Below are 17,187 nucleotides of genomic sequence, written 5' to 3'. Positions count from 1 at the left end.
AAATCAGGTTATGAAAAGGAGGTTCAAGAGATGAGGAAACCAAATAAACTGCAAAATAAGTTGTCGTTTATCAAAAGCTATCAATCCCTACATATTTTGATCTACATCCTCCTTGCGGGAATTATGTTTTTAGTTATGTATAGCAATGTCAAGCCAGAAGTTTTACATATTGAAGCTTTAAAACCATCTGAACAAACGATTCGTTCGCCTTTGACAATTGAAGATAAAGTTGCTACAAAAGCAAAACAAGATGCTGCCGCGAAAGAGGTTGAGGATGTTTTTACTCTCAAATCTGATTACGCAGATAATCAGGTAGACCTTGTCATTTCCATTTTTGATTCAATTGAAGAAACCAATAATGAAGCATTAGAAATATACAATGCGAAGGTGAAAGAATGGGAAGGTGTCGCGGAGGAAGAGCGTGAAGAGGAACCAAAACAGCTTACAGCTTCAGAAAAATTGCAAATTCTAAAGACAAAGTTGCCCCAGGATTTAACAGATAGAATTCAAAATGATGTTCTCTCAACTTTATTAACGTCTACACCAAACCAGTTATCACGTACAAAAGATGCCGTTATTACAGCTGTTAATAATGTGATGAATACGAGAATTCCTGCATCCGAAGTAGAGAATGCCAAAAATCAGGTAGTAGAGGAACTTCGTTATTCAAGTGTCGATACAGCTCTTCGTGAACCGATGCGGGAAATGGCACGATTTGCAGTCGTTCAAAACGTGTATTATGATGTTGAAGCAACTGAGGAAAAACGCCAGCAGGCTATTGAAGCAGTTGAGCCTGTTAAAATCCTACAGGGACAAATTATTGTAGAAGAAGGGCATTTAATTACGAGGGATATTTATCGGCAGCTTGAGCTTCTTGGTATGACTAGCACAAATAACCCAATTCAGCCATTTATCGGCTTGTCCATGATCATTTTATTAATCATTACAGGTGTTATTTACCATTTTCATAATGATATGATACCAACTGACCGTCACCGGAATACCTATTTGTTAATTTTTGCGATTATCTTTACTATTACCATTCTATTAATGAAGGGTATTAGTTTATTCCAACAAATTGATTATTCCGATATAGGATATATTGTTCCTGTGGCAATGGGGGCAATGTTAATAAAATTATTAATTAATGAAAAAGTTGCCGTTCTCTCAAGCATGATTTTTGCTGTTTGTGGAAGTCTTATCTTTAACGAAGGTGTAACTGGAACCTTTAATTTCTCGGCGGGAATGTACTTTCTGTTTGGCTGCTTGGCTGGAGTACTCTTTTTAAGTAAGCATAATCGTCGAGGAAAGATCCTTCAAGCAGGACTCTTTGTGGCTCTAATCAATATCTTGGTTATATTTTCAAATATGTTACTACACAATGGTAGTTATTCAAGCCTAGATTATGGATCATCGATTATTATGGCAGTTTTATCAGGGGTAATTGCTGCTGTTTTAACAATTGGCCTATTACCGTTCTTTGAAGCTGGATTTAACATATTATCAACGATGAAATTAATTGAGTTATCAAATCCTAATCATCCGTTACTGAGAAAAATTTTAACGGAAGCACCAGGTACATATCATCATAGTGTCATGGTTGCAAATTTGTCAGAATCGGCCTGTGAGGCAATCGGAGCGAATGGTTTATTAGCGAGGGTATCGTCGTATTATCATGATATCGGAAAAACGAAACGTCCGCATTTTTTTATCGAGAATCAGATGAATATTGAGAATCCACATGATAAGATTGCACCACAGCTTAGTAAAACAATTATTACGGCCCATGCCACAGATGGTGCAGAAACATTGCTTAAATATAAAATGCCAAAAGAAATTATTGATATTGCTGAACAGCATCATGGTACAACATTGCTAAAATATTTTTACCATAAGGCAAAGCAGCAAAGTGATCGTGATATCCTGGAATCAGATTTTAGATATGTCGGTCCTAAGGCGCAAACAAAAGAAGCTGCAGTGATTGGAATAGCTGATAGTGTTGAAGCTGCAGTACGGTCGCTATCAAATCCAACCCCACAAAAGATTGAGTCACTTGTTAATAGTATCATTGCAGACCGCTTACAGGATGGGCAATTTGATGAATGTGATATCACACTTAAAGAACTTGATATTGTCGCAAAAACACTTTGTGAGTCCCTAAAGGGGATATTCCACTCTAGAATAGAATACCCTGCAGAGACCACAAAACAGAAGGTGAAGGAAGCATGAGATTAGAAATCGATTTTAATGATGAGATTGGTGAAGTAAGTCAAGAAGATTGCACATTGGTTCGGGAACTATTATTTTTAGCTGCCGACAAAGAAAATGTCAAAGAAGGAACAGAGGTTTCGATTACATTTGTTGATAATAAGCGCATTCAAGAAATAAACAGAGATTATCGAGACAAGGATCAACCTACAGATGTTATCTCCTTTGCCCTAGAAGAAATGGGGGAAGGGGAAATTGCTATCATTGGAGATGATGTCCCAAAAGTCTTAGGAGACATTATTATTTCAATTCCAAGAACAAGGGAACAGGCCGAGGAATATGGTCACTCATTTGCTCGGGAATTGGGGTTCCTTGCAGTCCATGGTTTCTTGCATTTACTAGGCTATGACCATATGACAAAAGAGGATGAGGATAAAATGTTTTCAAGACAAAAGGAAATATTAGAGGCCTATGGACTTGAAAGATAATAGAAAAAGTGAATGGACACGTTTAACTAAAAGCTTTTCATATGCTTTACAAGGCTTACGAGAAGCATTTTTTTCAGAACGTAATTTGCAAATTCATTTTTTAGCTTCAGTGATTGTTGTGATTTGTGGTGTCCTATTACAAATCTCAAGAGTAGAATGGATTATTATTATTATCGTAATCGGCGGAATGTTTTCAATTGAATTAATGAACACAGCCGTTGAAAAAGTGGTCGATTTGGTTACAAGTGAATTCCATCCTTTAGCTAAAAAGGCCAAAGATATAGCTGCTGGTGCTGTCCTTATCTATGCAGTTATATCGGTTCTCGTAGGAATCTTTATATTTTTGCCTTATCTCAAATGATAGTTTAGAGAAAATTCTTACAATTATGTAACAATTGATGTAAAACCATGAAATCATTTCGGTTTTTATGTAAAATAAAAATACACTTCCGTACTAAAAATTCGGGTTCAAAAACCTTTTAGATACGCAGAAAGGAAGATATACTTGAAGACTGAGGAACTAATCGACGAAGCGAAAAAAGCAAGAGAACTAGCATATGTTCCGTATTCAAAATTTAAAGTAGGAGCTGCCATTCTCACAAAAGATGGGAAAGTATACCATGGGTGTAATATTGAAAATGCAGCCTATAGTGTAACAAACTGTGCTGAAAGAACAGCACTATTTAAGGCTGTTTCTGAAGGAGATAAAGAGTTTGCAGCGATTGCTGTAGTTGCAGATACAGAACGTCCAGTACCACCATGTGGCGCATGTCGTCAAGTGATTTCTGAGCTGTGTGGGCGTGATACAAAGGTATACTTATCAAATCTCAAAGGTGATGTACAAGAGATAACAATTGATGAACTACTACCAGGAGCATTTACACCGGAGGATTTACATGGAAACGAATAATAATTTTAAATCAGGGTTTGTTTCAATCATTGGGCGACCAAATGTTGGAAAATCTACTTTTCTAAATCATGTTATTGGTCAAAAAATTGCCATAATGAGTGATAAACCACAAACGACACGAAATAAGGTACAAGGGGTCTTAACTGAAGAAGATTCCCAGATTATTTTTATCGATACACCTGGGATTCATAAGCCTAAGCATAAGCTAGGGGATTTTATGATGAAGGTCGCCCAGAACACACTTAAGGAAGTGGATTTAGTTTTATTTATGATCAATGCCGAGGAAGGATATGGTCGGGGTGACGAGTTCATAATCGAACGTCTAAAAAATATTCAGACACCAGTCTTCCTTGTTGTTAATAAGATAGACCAGATACATCCTGATAAATTATTGGAATTAATAGAGAAATACAAAGGACTCTATCCTTTTAAGGAAATTGTCCCAATTTCTGCATTGCAAGGAACAAATACCTCAAGATTAGTTGAACAGATTAAAACGTACTTACCGGAAGGTCCACAATACTATCCTGCAGACCAGGTAACAGACCATCCAGAACGATTCATCATCACTGAACTAATTCGTGAAAAGGTACTTCACCTTACAAGAGAGGAAATTCCACATTCAATAGCAGTTGTAATGGATTCTCTTGAAAGAAGAGAAGGTGGCAATACAGTTTACGTTGGTGCCACCATAATCGTTGAGCGTAATTCACAAAAAGGAATTATCATTGGTAAGCAAGGAAGTATGTTAAAAGAAGTGGGAAAACGAGCAAGAGCAGATATTGAAGCCCTGCTTGGTTCTAAGGTTTATTTAGAGCTTTGGGTAAAGGTTCAGAAGGACTGGCGCAACAAAATGTCCCAACTTCGAGATTTTGGTTTTAGAGAAGATGAATATTAATAAACACTCTTTTTCTGAAAAAAAATACTCCGATTAGCAAAATTTGTGTGACATGTTTTTTAGGGTTTTCGGTCAAGATATTCATACAAGTGAAGGAAATTGGAATAGTCTTTGCTAGTGTAAATAACAGAAAGGTGGGGTTAGTATGTTAGATTTTACCTGGAAGGTGTTTAGTCAAACAGGTAATGTTGATACGTATCTTCTTTTTAAGGAATTGGAACAAGAGAAGAATGAGAGACCCGAGTCACAAAGTGAGGAGCTAGCAGAAATAGATTTTCCAATTACTTGACCATCCTAAAAAAGCGTCATAGACTTATTTATCTGGACGCATATTTCAGTAACAATGGTAATTGGTTTGCCTTGTTGCCAATGGATGGTGACAGAAGTGCTACAAAAATGCGAAGGTATTATCATAAGAACAAGTGATTATGGTGAAACGAATAAAATCGTAACATTGTATACCCGTGAGTGGGGGAAAATTGGGGTAATGGCAAGGGGCGCAAAGAAACCAAGTAGTCGCCTAGCTGCTATTACCCAGATTTTTACATACGGTCAGTTTTTAGTGCAAAAAACGTCTGGATTAGGCGGTTTACAACAAGGTGAAACCATCTCAACCTTTCGATCAATTCGTGAAGATATTTTTCTTACGGCATATGCATCATATGTAATCGAGCTAACCGATAAATGTACGGAAGAAAAGAGGTCAAACCCTTTCTTATTCGAAATTCTGTATCAAACATTACATTATTTGAATGAGGGATATGACCCAGATATTCTTCTTTATATATACGAGTTAAAGATGCTTCCTTTACTAGGATTGTATCCACGCTTTGATGAATGTACCATCTGTAAAAGTACAGAGGGTGAGTTTGCATTTTCGATAAAAGAAGGTGGGCTGCTTTGCCATCGCTGTTATGGAAAGGAGCCATATCATCTTAAAGTGTCACAAGCAACGATTCGATTATTGCGTTTGTTTTATTACTTTGATTTAAACCGGTTAGGGACGATTACTGTGAAAGAGGCAACAAAGAAAGAAATCAAGATGGTTATTGACATGTATTATGAAGAGTACTCTGGCTTGTATTTAAAATCAAAGCGATTCCTAGACCAGCTTGACAATTTTCGACTAACGTAAAGTAGCCTACTTGACATGGTAGAGAAATTGAATTATATTTCAATTACAATTTGAGTTCAAAAAGTTGATGAATCAGAAGCAAGAAGGTCAAGGAAAGCGAGCCTTGAGGACCGAAATCGTATGCTCTAAATACGCGAGGATGGAGAGGCCGAGTGACTTAGTGATTCGCTGACTTATCATTTGGCTACTTTTTGAACATCATCTAAATATAGCACGGTGAAGGAAAGTAGTACTTATTAATAGTTCATAAAAGCGAACCTAGGACGGTGGAAGCTAGGGTATGAACAGATAAGGAAGGCGTTCCAGAGTGTATCGTTTGAAAGAGGCATTAACTCTTACTATGGGTTATTGCAAATAGGGTGGAACCGCGGGTAAACTCTCGTCCCTATGTCTAGAATTAGGCATAGAGGAGGGGAGTTTTTTATTTTTGTTCAAATAGTTTTTTGAATCTAGCTGCAGCGCCTAGCCCCTCGAGGTCACAAGCCAATCCATCATGAAGGTCAAAGAGCAACCTTCCTGCTGGCGCTTCTTGTGCTTGTCGGGGCTGAGCAAGGCGCTTTCGCTTTATAAATTGTGGAGGTGCAGAATTAATGAATATCCAAGAAATGATATTAACTTTACAAAAACATTGGTCAGACCAAGGTTGTATTCTTATGCAAGCCTATGATGTTGAAAAGGGCGCAGGAACTATGAGCCCTTATACATTTCTAAGAAGCCTTGGTCCTGAGCCATGGAATGTAGCCTATGTTGAGCCATCAAGACGCCCAGTAGATGGACGTTATGGTGAAAACCCGAACCGTTTATACCAACATCATCAGTTTCAAGTAATTATGAAACCATCACCTGATAATATTCAGGAGCTTTACCTTGAGTCCTTACGTGCTTTAGGAATCAATCCATTAGAGCATGATATTCGTTTTGTTGAAGACAACTGGGAGGCGCCAACTCTTGGAGCAGCGGGCCTTGGTTGGGAAGTTTGGCTTGACGGAATGGAAGTTACTCAGTTTACCTATTTTCAGCAAGTGGGTGGTATTGAGTGTAAACCAGTCTCAGTTGAAATTACCTATGGAATTGAACGATTAGCCTCATATATTCAGGACAAAGAAAATGTTTTTGACCTTGAGTGGACGAAAGGCTTTTCAGTTCGTGATATTTTTCATCAGCCTGAATATGAGCATTCAAAATATACATTTGAAACATCTGACACAGAAATGCTATTTAATTTATTTAGTATTTATGAAAAGGAAGCACATCGCCAAATGGACGAAGGCCTTGTTCATCCGGCATATGACTATGTTTTAAAATGTTCACACACCTTTAATCAGTTAGATGCAAGGGGAGCAATCTCAGTTACTGAAAGAACAGGATATATCGGTAGAGTTCGAAATTTAGCACGTAAAGTTGCTAAAACGTTTTATGAAGAGCGGGAGAAATTGGGCTTCCCGATGCTGAAGGCAAAAGGAGACGATCATAATGAGTAATCGAGATTTATTGATTGAAATTGGATTAGAGGAGATGCCAGCGCGGTTTGTAACAGATGCCATGAATCAGCTTGGAGATAAGGTATCTAACTGGTTGCTTGAACATAATATTTCTTTTGAGCAGATTGAAAGATTTTCTTCACCCCGAAGACTTGCGGTTTTGGTTCATGATGTTGAAGAAAAGCAAAAAGATGTTGAACTTGAAGCAAAAGGTCCAGCTAAAAAAATTGCCTTAGACCAGGATGGGAATTGGACAAAGGCTGCGATAGGGTTTACAAGGGGACAAGGTGCTACAGTCGAGGATATCTTTTTTAAAGAAATCAACGGTGTTGAATACGCACATATCAATAAGTTTATTAAAGGGAAAGAAACAAAAGAAATCTTAGGTGAACTAGAGGATGTTATTACACATCTTTCGTTCCCTAAAAATATGCGCTGGGGTAACCAAGAACTTCGCTATGTTCGTCCTATCAAATGGATTGTTGCGTTATTTGGAAATGAAATCTTCCCAATGACAATCACAAACGTAACATCTAGTAATAAAACAAAAGGACATCGTTTCTTAGGTCATGAGGTTGAGATTACATCTCCTAGAGATTATAACAATCTTCTCATGTCTCAATATGTCATTGCAGATTATCTTGAACGAAAAGAAGCCATCACAAACCAAATTAAGATACTAGAGGAAGATAACAATTGGGAGGTTCCAATTGATGCTGATCTACTTGAAGAAGTAACAAATCTTGTTGAATATCCAACAGCTTTTTATGGAAAATTCGAAAAAGAATTTTTAAGTTTACCGGAAGAAGTGTTAATTACAAGCATGAGAGAGCATCAACGCTATTTCCCTGTTAAAGATAAAAACGGTGCTCTACTTCCATACTTTGTAGCAGTTCGTAATGGTGACCATAACCATCTTGACAAAGTTGCTAAAGGTAACGAGAAGGTTCTTCATGCCCGTTTATCAGATGCTGATTTCTTCTATAAGGAAGACCAAAAATTAAAAATCGACGACTTAATTAAAAAGCTCGATAAAATTATTTATCATGAGGAAATTGGTTCAATTGGTGATAAGGTTAGAAGAATTCAACAAATTACAAAGCATATAGCAGAGCATCTTGGATTAGATAGTGAGACACAGAAAAAGGCAAACAGAGCTGCAGAAATATGTAAATTTGACCTTGTCACAAATATGGTCTACGAATTCCCTGAACTTCAAGGGGTTATGGGTGAACGATATGCACGAGTGAGTGGGGAAGACGAAGATGTGGCTATTGCTATTAATGAGCATTATATGCCGCGGCATGCCGATGACGCTAGTCCTGCATCAACGATTGGTGCTATCATTAGTCTTGCTGATAAGCTTGATACAATTGTTGGTTGCTTCTCAATTGGTATCATTCCAACAGGTTCCCAAGATCCATATGCATTACGCCGTATGGCATCAGGTGTAGTTCAAATCTTGCTTGATAAGGGCTGGAATATTAACCTTGAAGAGTTATTTGAATATGTATTAAATCTATTTATCAAGGCTAATATCGCAAAGCTGGAAAAACAAGAAATAGAGAAAGAGCTTGTTCAGTTCTTTAAGTTGCGCATCAAACATGAACTAAATACTAGAAACATTCGTTATGATATTATTGATGCAGTTCTTGGTACAAAGATTGGAAATGTAGGACTTATCGTGGAAAAGGCAGAAATGCTTGAAAACAATAAAGACCATCAAGAATTTAAATCAACAATTGAGTCATTAAGTAGGGTTGTTAACATTGCGAAAAAAGGGGTAGAAGCCGAAATAAATCCGAACCTCTTTGAGTCAAATGAAGAAAAACAGCTCTATGAAAAGTTCACAGAGATAAAACCAAAGGTAATCGATAGTCTCAATAATCACAATGTGAAAGAATCTTTCCATTTATTAGCATCATTAAGAGAGGTAATTGACCAATATTTTGATCATACAATGGTCATGGCTGACGATGAGGTTGTTAGGAAAAACCGTCTTTCTCAAATGGTTCAACTAGCCAACATCATTTATTTAATTGGAGACATGAATGCAATAATTGTAAAATAAAAAATGAACTAGGAGCAAAACATGCTCCTAGTCTTTTTCTATACACTATACGTTATGATTCAATTAGTATATAATAATTCTAATTAGTATAGCCTTATTAAATAATATATACATAAAACAATGTTTATAGGATCGGTGGTGAGTACAATAGAACTTAGTAAACGCCAAGAACAAATTGTGCAAATTGTAAAAGACAATGGTCCAATTACCGGAGAAGCCATTGCAGATCGTTTAAATTTAACGCGGGCAACACTTCGCCCAGACCTCGCCATTCTCACAATGGCTGGCTATCTAGAAGCAAGGCCTCGTGTTGGTTATTTTTATACCGGAAAAACGGGTCAGCAATTACTAGCTGATAAAATAAAAAAAATAAAAGTGATGGATTATCAATCCATTCCTGTTGTGATAAATGAAAGTATATCTGTGTATGATGCAATTGTGACGATGTTTTTGGAAGATGTAGGAACGTTATTTGTGGTGGACAAATCGTCAATTCTTGTTGGGGTCTTGTCGAGAAAAGATTTACTGCGGGCGAGTCTTGGAAACCAAGATTTAAAATCCGTTCCTGTCACAATCATTATGACGAGAATGCCTAATATTACAATGTGTGAAAAAGATGATCTTTTACTCGATGTTGCTCATAAATTAATTGAGAAGCAAATAGATGCATTACCAGTTGTGAAGCACTCTGAGCGGGGTGTTGAAGTCATTGGAAGAATCACCAAGACAAATATGACAAAAGCATTGGTAGCGTTAGCCGGAGATGAAATTATCTGAGATATATTTGGTTCTTATGATTTTTACGTAAGGAGATGGAGAAGGAAATGAGTAATCGCGTAGTGTATGTAGTTTCAGATTCAGTTGGGGAAACAGCAGAATTAGTTGTAAAAGCGGCAGTTAGTCAATTTAACGGCTCACATACAGACATTAAACGAATTCCATATGTTGAAGATACAGCGACCTTGGCAGAGGTAGTAGCTCTTGCAAAGCTTAATAATGCAATTATTGCCTTTACACTTGTGGTTCCTGAACTAAGAGATTTCCTTGTGAAGGAAGCGGCACGAGAAGGAGTCATTGTGAACGATATCATCGGGCCACTTATTGAAAAAATGTCCGGTCTTTATGAAAGCAACCCAAGATTTGAAGCTGGCCTTGTAAGAAAGCTAGATGAAGATTATTTTAAAAAAATTGAGGCAATCGAATTTGCGGTTAAGTATGACGATGGTCGTGACCCAAGGGGGATTCTTCGTGCAGATATCATCCTTATTGGCGTTTCGAGAACCTCTAAGACCCCTTTATCTCAATATCTTGCACATAAACGGTATAAAGTAGCAAATGTACCAATTGTACCGGAGGTCGATCCACCGGAAGAACTTTTCAAAGTATCACCCAATAAGTGCTTTGGATTAAAAATCAGTCCTGAAAAGCTAAACCATATTAGACGTGAAAGATTAAAATCATTAGGGTTAGATGACCAAGCAATCTATGCAAATATCAACCGGATCAAAGAAGAACTGGGCCATTTTGAATCAATCGTGAATAGAATTGGTTGTGATGTGGTGGATGTCTCAAATAAAGCTGTTGAAGAGACGGCAAATATTATTTTAAATAAAATCAATAAACGAAGAACCAATTAAATTTAAATAAAACTTCAATTTTCTCTCATTACACAATGGAAAAAACATATCTCAAAAAGATATGTTTTTTTATGGCGCTTGAAAGAATTTTATATTATAATAAAAAATTGTGATAAAAATACATATTTTTAGGTTTAGAGTTCGATTGGATAGAATAAACTATGTATTGAAGGTTGTCAAGGGTAAGTTAAGGAAATAGATGAATTAATTTTCGACATTTTTTTCTTATTTCAAATTTCTCTTTCCAAAAATGCAAATGAACATCCCTTCTTAATACTCACCTAAAGATTGGACAATCACAGTTTTTTTGAACATAGTAAAATCTTTTCAGGAAAAGAAGGATTCTCTGGAGTGATGTAGAATAGAGAAATATGACGAAAATTGAATAAAATATTTGTTGATGCGGATGCATGTCCAGTTAAGGAAGAAATACTTAGCATAGCAGGGACATATAATATCAATGTTGTATTTGTAGCTTCTTATGCACATGTTATGTCAAATCCTATGGGTGGAAAGTGGGTATATGTGGATGCAGAAAAAGAGGCTGTAGATCTTTATTATGAATCATGCTATCAAAAATGATATCGTCATTACCCAGGATACTGGCTGAGTAAGTATATTAGTTCACCCCGTGGAAAAGAGTTTAAAGAAGAAGATATGGAATATATTCCATTTTGGATTTTTATCTGCAAAGGGAAAACGTAATGGTTCTTATTCAAAAGGACTAAAACCCTTTACAAAGATGACAAACAACATTTTACTAAAATTTTTAAAAAAAGTTTGTCGAATCTTGCAGGATTTAAACTCTAAACATCGAATATCTTAGTACTTGGGGATGTTAAAACATGGGCTATCGAATTCCCGAAGAAACAATCGAAAAAATTCGTTTATCTGTTGACATTGTTGATGTTATTAGTGAATATGTTCAATTGAAGAAGCAAGGAAGAAATTACTTTGGCTTATGTCCATTTCACGGTGAAAATACCCCTTCATTTTCTGTTTCCCCCGATAAACAAATCTTTCATTGCTTTGGCTGTGGAGCAGGTGGAAATGTATTTTCTTTTTTAATGGATTTAGAAGGTTATTCCTTCTCAGAAGCAGCTGTAAACTTAGCTGAAAAAGTGAACATAGACTTATCAGATTATGAAAGGCAAACTGCTGGTACTGAAAAAACAATGATGCATCAAAAATGCAAGAGGCACACGAATTATTAAAGAAATTTTATCATCATCTATTACTTAATACAAAAGAGGGCGAGCAAGCTCTAGATTATTTAACAAATAGGGGCTTTACGAAAGAAATCATCGATAAGTTTGAAATTGGCTATTCCCTCGATTCGTGGGACTTTGCCACGAAGTTTCTCCAAAAAAGGGGCTTTAGACCTGAGTTGATGGAGCGGGCTGGATTGCTCGTTAAAAAGGAGGACACCGGGTCATTCTTTGATCGATTTCGTAACCGCATTATGTTCCCTATATGGGATCATCAAGGTAAAACAATCGCTTTTTCTGGCAGGGTACTTGATAAAGGACAGGAACCAAAATATTTAAATAGTCCTGAAACTATCATATTTAATAAGAGTAAGACCCTTTATAATTTCCATCAAGCAAGACTTGATATTCGAAAACACCAGCAAGTGGTCCTTTTTGAAGGATTTGCAGATGTAATATCAGCTGATTCAGCAGATGTTCCTAATTCAATTGGTACAATGGGTACTTCATTAACTGAAGAACATGTAAAAATAATTAGAAGAAATGCGGAATCTGTCATCATCTGTTATGACTCTGATAATGCTGGATTAGACGCCGCTCTACGGGCTTCAGCAATGCTTGCCCGAGCAGGTTGCTATGTTCGAGTTGCAACTATGCCAAATGGCATGGACCCTGATGACTACATTAAGAAATATGGTGCAGAGAAGTTTAAAAATGATGTAATAGGGGCAAGTCTTACATTAATGGCATTTAAAATGCAGTCCTTACGAAGAGGAAAAAATCTTCAGGATGAAGGAGAACGTATCCGCTATATAGAAGATGTTATTAAGGAAATTTCTTCTTTAGAAAATGCCGTAGAAAGAGACCATTATTTGCGTCAACTGTCAAGTGAATTCTCAATTTCTCTTGATGCACTTAAACAGCAACAGCTCCAGTATTATAAAACTGAACGGAAAAAAAGGGATAATTTCTCTTCGAATAGAAATAATACGAAAGCGAAACCTGCTTTAACGAAACAGCATTTACTAAAAGCATATCAAAATGCAGAACGATTCTTAATTGCTTATATGCTACGAGATCGTGATATAGCTAATAAAGTACAGGATCAACTTCAGGCTGAATTTAATATTGAAGAACATCGAGCAATAATAACGTATTTATATGCATTTTACGAAGAAGGTTATGAACCTGATATCAGTACATTTCTAACAAGGATACATGATGATAATTTAAAACGGATTGTGACTGATATTGCAATGATGTCAGTTGAAGAAGAGGTAACAGATTCTGTTTTATCAGATTATGTGAAACAGGTGTTGAATCATAAAAAAATGTCAATGATAAAAGAAAAAGAATCTGAGCAAGTAGAGGCTGAACGCAGTAAGGATTATTTAAAGGCTGCAACGATTGCAAATGAGATAATTCAAATGAAAAAAGCATTACATTAAGCAATAGGTTTTCTAACCTCTATGTCTTACTAGTTTGGAAGGAGGGGAACAAATGGCTGAAAAGTCTAAGCAAGTTGATACAGAACTTACATTAGAACAAGTTAAAGAAAAATTAACTGAACTAGGAAAAAACGCGGTGTATTAACGTATGAAGAAATCGCCGAGCGTATGTCCGGTTTTGAAGTAGAATCAGACCATCTTGATGAATACTACGAGTTCCTAGGGGAGCAGGGGATTGAATTAATAGGTGAAGGTGAAGAACATGATGCCGATGATACCAACGAAGGTGATCCCAATATTCAAGAATTATCCAAAGAAGAAGAATTTGATTTGAATGACCTAAGTGTACCTCCTGGAGTTAAGATAAATGACCCAGTACGTATGTACCTAAAAGAAATTGGTCGTGTTGACCTGCTTTCAGCAGATGACGAAATTCAACTTGCAGAAAGAATCGAACAAGGTGATGAAGAGGCAAAGAGACGACTCGCTGAAGCCAATCTGCGCCTAGTAGTAAGTATCGCAAAGCGTTATGTTGGTCGTGGTATGCTTTTCCTTGATTTAATCCAAGAAGGAAATATGGGCCTTATTAAAGCCGTTGAGAAATTTGATTATCGCAAAGGTTTCAAATTCAGTACGTATGCAACCTGGTGGATTAGACAGGCAATTACACGTGCAATAGCAGACCAAGCAAGAACCATTCGTATCCCTGTTCATATGGTAGAAACAATAAATAAATTAATCCGTGTGCAACGTCAGTTACTACAGGACCTTGGGCGCGAACCAACACCTGAAGAAATTGCAGAGGATATGGATTTAACACCTGAAAAGGTAAGAGAAATCTTAAAAATCGCACAAGAACCTGTTTCGTTGGAAACACCAATCGGTGAAGAAGATGACTCACATCTTGGTGATTTTATTGAAGACCAGGATGCAACATCTCCATCAGAGCATGCTGCATATGAGCTTTTAAAAGAACAGCTTGAAGATGTCCTTGATACCTTAACAGACCGAGAAGAAAATGTCTTACGACTTCGCTTTGGTTTAGATGATGGACGTACACGTACTCTTGAAGAGGTAGGTAAAGTCTTTGGCGTAACTCGCGAACGTATTCGTCAAATTGAGGCGAAAGCACTACGCAAGCTTCGTCATCCAAGCCGTAGTAAGAGACTCAAGGATTTCTTAGAATAAAATTTTTATTTACATTTCGTAGTTTACTTCATAAAATTGAAGTAAACTCTTTTTTTTAGGCCCACAATAGATGGGTAACAAAGACATTGCCACAAGAGTGGTGTTCTCAGTCTTTCATCATATGCTTAAAAAAGGTGAACGCTTTCATGAACCAAGATAGAAAAAAGATTATACTAAACGAAATTCTCTATTGGCGCGAAAATAAATTGTTGCCAGAAGCTTATTGTAATTTCCTTATCACGTTATATACAGAAGGGGATGGGGTTGAACAAACAACTCAGACTACACCCAGTAAGAAAAACCCATATATTTCGATAGTTGGAATTGGTTTGCTTTTACCAGTTTTGTTTCTTGTCACTTATTTTACTGAAATATCGGCTATAATGCAAATGGTTATAAACTTTATTTTTTTAATTATCTGTATTTTAGGCTTGGTTTTTAGTAGAAAAAATCCATTTGCCGTACATATCGGTTCAATTATCCTTGCCCTCTTTATCCTTCTTCTTTCAGTGAATGGAAGTGAACTTCTATTCAAAGGGCAAGGTATCTATATGTTTGGAGTTATTTTATTGAATTGTATTTGTTGGGTCATTGTCGGGATTTTCACTAAGAAAAAATATTTTTTAATTGCAGGTATTCTTGGTGGTATCACCTCAGGCCTTATAATAGTAAATATTTAAAAATATTTGAAAATTAAACCACTCCCTTTATAATAATAAGTGTAAACGCATACAACGGGAGGGGTATAAATGAATTTCGATTTAACGATTGAGCAAAAAATAATTCAAAAAACAATTAGGGAATTTTCTGAAGCGGAAGTAGCTCCGGGTGCTGAACAAAGAGATAAAGACAAACGTTTCCCAAAAGAAATTTTTCAAAAGCTTGGTGAATTAGGAATGATGGGCTTGCCGTTTCCGCAAAAATATGGTGGAGCCGATTCTGATACGATTAGTTTTGCAATTGTGGTCGAAGAATTAAGCCGTGCCTGTGGTTCTACCGGAATTACATACTCAGCACATATCTCGTTAGGTGGTGCCCCCCTCCATTTATTTGGAACAGAAGAGCAAAAACAAAAATATTTAACGCCTATTTGTACGGGTGAATCCCTAGGGGCATTTGGATTGACCGAGCCAAATGCAGGTTCAGATGCAGGGGGAACGCAAACAGAGGCAGTTCTTAAAAATAATGAGTTTATTATAAACGGAAACAAATGCTTTATCACAAATGCGAGTTTTGCAAAACATTTGGCTCTTACTGCAATAACAGGACGTGATGGAGCAAAAAAAGAGATTAGCGCTATAATTGTCCCAACCCATGCGAAAGGTTTTCAGGTTATAGATAATTATGAGAAAATGGGGTTAAATGCTTCAAACACGACGGAGCTAGTCCTAGAGGATGTCCATGTTCCAGAAGAAAACTTACTGGGGAAACGCGGAGAAGGCTTCAGACAGTTTCTAATCACACTCGATGGCGGCAGAATAGGTATTGGAGCCATGGCGGTAGGTATCGCACAGGCTGCATATGAAAAAGCACTATCTTACGCAAAAGAGCGTAAACAATTTGGTAAATCGATTTCTAGCTTCCAAGCAATTCAATTTAAACTAGCAGATATGGCGATGAAAATTGAGTTGGCACGAAATATGGTTTACAAAGCAGCATGGTTAAAAGACCAAGGACGCAAGTTTTCAAAAGAAGCTTCAATGGCAAAGCTTTATGCCTCTGAGATTTGTATGGAGGTAACCAATCAGGCTGTCCAAATTCATGGTGGGTATGGTTATATGAAAGAATATCATGTTGAACGATTTATGCGGGATGCAAAGCTTCTTGAAATTGGCGAAGGTACATCCGAAATTCAACGATTGGTCATTGCGCGTTCGATTGGTTGCTAATTATGTTACTGGGAACTCCTTTCCATTTGGTAGGAGTTCCTATTTATTTTTATGACGAATTTGTGACATTTTTGTGTAAAATAATTTTGCAATAATATGTTAATTGTGTTCTTGTGCAATTAGGTCTTTCGTTTCTAGCTTTTTTAAAGTAAAATAGAGAGTGTTTGTATAGAATAATAATTATATTCGCTTTTATGATGTACATAAGGTAAGGGAGGTCAGAAAAATGAAAAAGAATCCGTTAATACCATTTGCTCTGATTGCAGTTTTCGGTATTGGACTTATGTTCCTATTAGGCTTTGTTGGACTAGGCAACATGGACGAAATGGCAAACAAAGGTGAGGAGGCTCCTGAAACAGCTGCTGCTTCCCCAGAAGAGGTTGTCAAGAGTACATGTGCAGCCTGTCATGGTCAGGATTTAGCAGGACAAGGTAACGCACCTGCATTAAAAGGTGTTGGTGACCATCTTTCTGTTGAAGAGATTCAAGACGTAATTACAAATGGTAGGGGCGCAATGCCAGCAGGATTGGTTAAAGACCCTGCACAAGTACAAGAAATAGCAAATTGGTTAGTAGAACAAAAATAAAATAAATGAAGTAAAGCCCTTTGCATAAAAATGTAAAGGG

The 17,187-nt window shown here is 36.8% G+C and carries 15 protein-coding genes and 2 pseudogenes; all 17 read left to right on the top strand.

Annotation, left to right across the window (positions count from 1 at the left end; genetic code table 11):
* Positions 1–30 precede the first annotated feature (30 nt).
* The 17 genes and pseudogenes from BTHG_RS18195 (at position 31) to cccA (ending at position 17,147) form a co-directional block, all read left to right on the top strand.
* Entirely contained in the window at positions 31–2,229 is a 2,199-nt protein-coding gene (locus tag BTHG_RS18195; protein ID WP_042342312.1) for an HD family phosphohydrolase, read from the top strand.
* The gene (gene ybeY / locus BTHG_RS18190) at positions 2,226–2,696 is read left to right on the top strand and encodes an rRNA maturation RNase YbeY (RefSeq protein WP_010678165.1); all 471 of its coding nucleotides are present in this window, start codon (positions 2,226–2,228) and stop codon (positions 2,694–2,696) included. Before BTHG_RS18195 ends, ybeY begins: the two co-directional genes overlap by 4 nt.
* Entirely contained in the window at positions 2,680–3,057 is a 378-nt protein-coding gene (locus tag BTHG_RS18185; RefSeq protein WP_042342264.1) for a diacylglycerol kinase family protein, read from the top strand. Before ybeY ends, BTHG_RS18185 begins: the two co-directional genes overlap by 17 nt.
* Before the next feature lie 144 nt (positions 3,058–3,201).
* Complete coding sequence (locus BTHG_RS18180; protein ID WP_010678163.1) at positions 3,202–3,606, top strand: cytidine deaminase; 405 nt, start codon at positions 3,202–3,204, stop codon at positions 3,604–3,606.
* Positions 3,593–4,504 carry a GTPase Era gene (gene era, locus BTHG_RS18175; RefSeq protein WP_010678162.1) on the top strand — a complete coding sequence of 304 codons (912 nt, stop codon included), beginning with the start codon at positions 3,593–3,595 and terminating at the stop codon, positions 4,502–4,504. The genes BTHG_RS18180 and era overlap by 14 nt, the downstream gene beginning before the upstream one ends.
* Before the next feature lie 145 nt (positions 4,505–4,649).
* Positions 4,650–4,793 carry a YqzL family protein gene (locus BTHG_RS26365; protein WP_010678161.1) on the top strand — a complete coding sequence of 48 codons (144 nt, stop codon included), beginning with the start codon at positions 4,650–4,652 and terminating at the stop codon, positions 4,791–4,793.
* Positions 4,794–4,889: 96 nt separating this feature from the next.
* Positions 4,890–5,639, top strand: a complete 750-nt coding sequence (recO, locus tag BTHG_RS18165) for a DNA repair protein RecO (protein ID WP_010678160.1) — start codon at positions 4,890–4,892, stop codon at positions 5,637–5,639.
* Positions 5,640–6,229: 590 nt separating this feature from the next.
* Complete coding sequence (gene glyQ, locus BTHG_RS18160) at positions 6,230–7,120, top strand: glycine--tRNA ligase subunit alpha (protein ID WP_010678159.1); 891 nt, start codon at positions 6,230–6,232, stop codon at positions 7,118–7,120.
* Complete coding sequence (glyS, locus tag BTHG_RS18155) at positions 7,113–9,191, top strand: glycine--tRNA ligase subunit beta (protein ID WP_010678158.1); 2,079 nt, start codon at positions 7,113–7,115, stop codon at positions 9,189–9,191. Before glyQ ends, glyS begins: the two co-directional genes overlap by 8 nt.
* A gap of 138 nt (positions 9,192–9,329) precedes the next feature.
* A complete protein-coding gene (locus tag BTHG_RS18150; protein WP_187370811.1) occupies positions 9,330–9,968 on the top strand; it encodes a helix-turn-helix transcriptional regulator in 639 nt (212 codons plus the stop codon).
* Between the two features lie 47 nt (positions 9,969–10,015).
* The gene (locus BTHG_RS18145; protein ID WP_010678156.1) at positions 10,016–10,828 is read left to right on the top strand and encodes a pyruvate, water dikinase regulatory protein; all 813 of its coding nucleotides are present in this window, start codon (positions 10,016–10,018) and stop codon (positions 10,826–10,828) included.
* 381 nt (positions 10,829–11,209) lie between these two features.
* A complete protein-coding gene (locus tag BTHG_RS27490) occupies positions 11,210–11,410 on the top strand; it encodes a hypothetical protein (RefSeq protein ID WP_010678155.1) in 201 nt (66 codons plus the stop codon).
* Between the two features lie 263 nt (positions 11,411–11,673).
* Positions 11,674–13,484 (top strand): annotated as a pseudogene (gene dnaG, locus BTHG_RS25365) (DNA primase).
* A gap of 52 nt (positions 13,485–13,536) precedes the next feature.
* Positions 13,537–14,672 (top strand): annotated as a pseudogene (gene rpoD / locus BTHG_RS25360) (RNA polymerase sigma factor RpoD).
* A gap of 146 nt (positions 14,673–14,818) precedes the next feature.
* A complete protein-coding gene (locus tag BTHG_RS18125; RefSeq protein WP_010678153.1) occupies positions 14,819–15,352 on the top strand; it encodes a hypothetical protein in 534 nt (177 codons plus the stop codon).
* 69 nt (positions 15,353–15,421) lie between these two features.
* Entirely contained in the window at positions 15,422–16,561 is a 1,140-nt protein-coding gene (locus tag BTHG_RS18120; RefSeq protein ID WP_010678152.1) for an acyl-CoA dehydrogenase family protein, read from the top strand.
* 226 nt (positions 16,562–16,787) lie between these two features.
* Positions 16,788–17,147: a cytochrome c550 gene (cccA, locus tag BTHG_RS18115; protein ID WP_010678151.1), complete on the top strand. Its 360-nt coding sequence runs from the start codon at positions 16,788–16,790 to the stop codon at positions 17,145–17,147.
* Positions 17,148–17,187: the final 40 nt, after the last annotated feature.

Source organism: Bacillus timonensis, from assembly GCF_000285535.1.
GTDB lineage: Bacteria > Bacillota > Bacilli > Bacillales > Bacillaceae_L > Ferdinandcohnia > Ferdinandcohnia timonensis.
The sequence above is the reverse complement of the archived record's forward strand: the minus strand, read 5'-3'. Positions and strand labels throughout refer to the sequence as shown.

Coding starts and splice junctions, on each gene's coding strand:
- BTHG_RS18195 (WP_042342312.1), top strand. CDS start 31: ATGAGGAAACCAAATAAACTGCAAAATAAGTTGTCGTTTATCAAAAGC.
- ybeY (WP_010678165.1), top strand. CDS start 2,226: ATGAGATTAGAAATCGATTTTAATGATGAGATTGGTGAAGTAAGTCAA.
- BTHG_RS18185 (WP_042342264.1), top strand. CDS start 2,680: ATGGACTTGAAAGATAATAGAAAAAGTGAATGGACACGTTTAACTAAA.
- era (WP_010678162.1), top strand. CDS start 3,593: ATGGAAACGAATAATAATTTTAAATCAGGGTTTGTTTCAATCATTGGG.
- BTHG_RS26365 (WP_010678161.1), top strand. CDS start 4,650: ATGTTAGATTTTACCTGGAAGGTGTTTAGTCAAACAGGTAATGTTGAT.
- glyQ (WP_010678159.1), top strand. CDS start 6,230: ATGAATATCCAAGAAATGATATTAACTTTACAAAAACATTGGTCAGAC.
- glyS (WP_010678158.1), top strand. CDS start 7,113: ATGAGTAATCGAGATTTATTGATTGAAATTGGATTAGAGGAGATGCCA.
- BTHG_RS18145 (WP_010678156.1), top strand. CDS start 10,016: ATGAGTAATCGCGTAGTGTATGTAGTTTCAGATTCAGTTGGGGAAACA.
- BTHG_RS18125 (WP_010678153.1), top strand. CDS start 14,819: ATGAACCAAGATAGAAAAAAGATTATACTAAACGAAATTCTCTATTGG.
- BTHG_RS18120 (WP_010678152.1), top strand. CDS start 15,422: ATGAATTTCGATTTAACGATTGAGCAAAAAATAATTCAAAAAACAATT.
- cccA (WP_010678151.1), top strand. CDS start 16,788: ATGAAAAAGAATCCGTTAATACCATTTGCTCTGATTGCAGTTTTCGGT.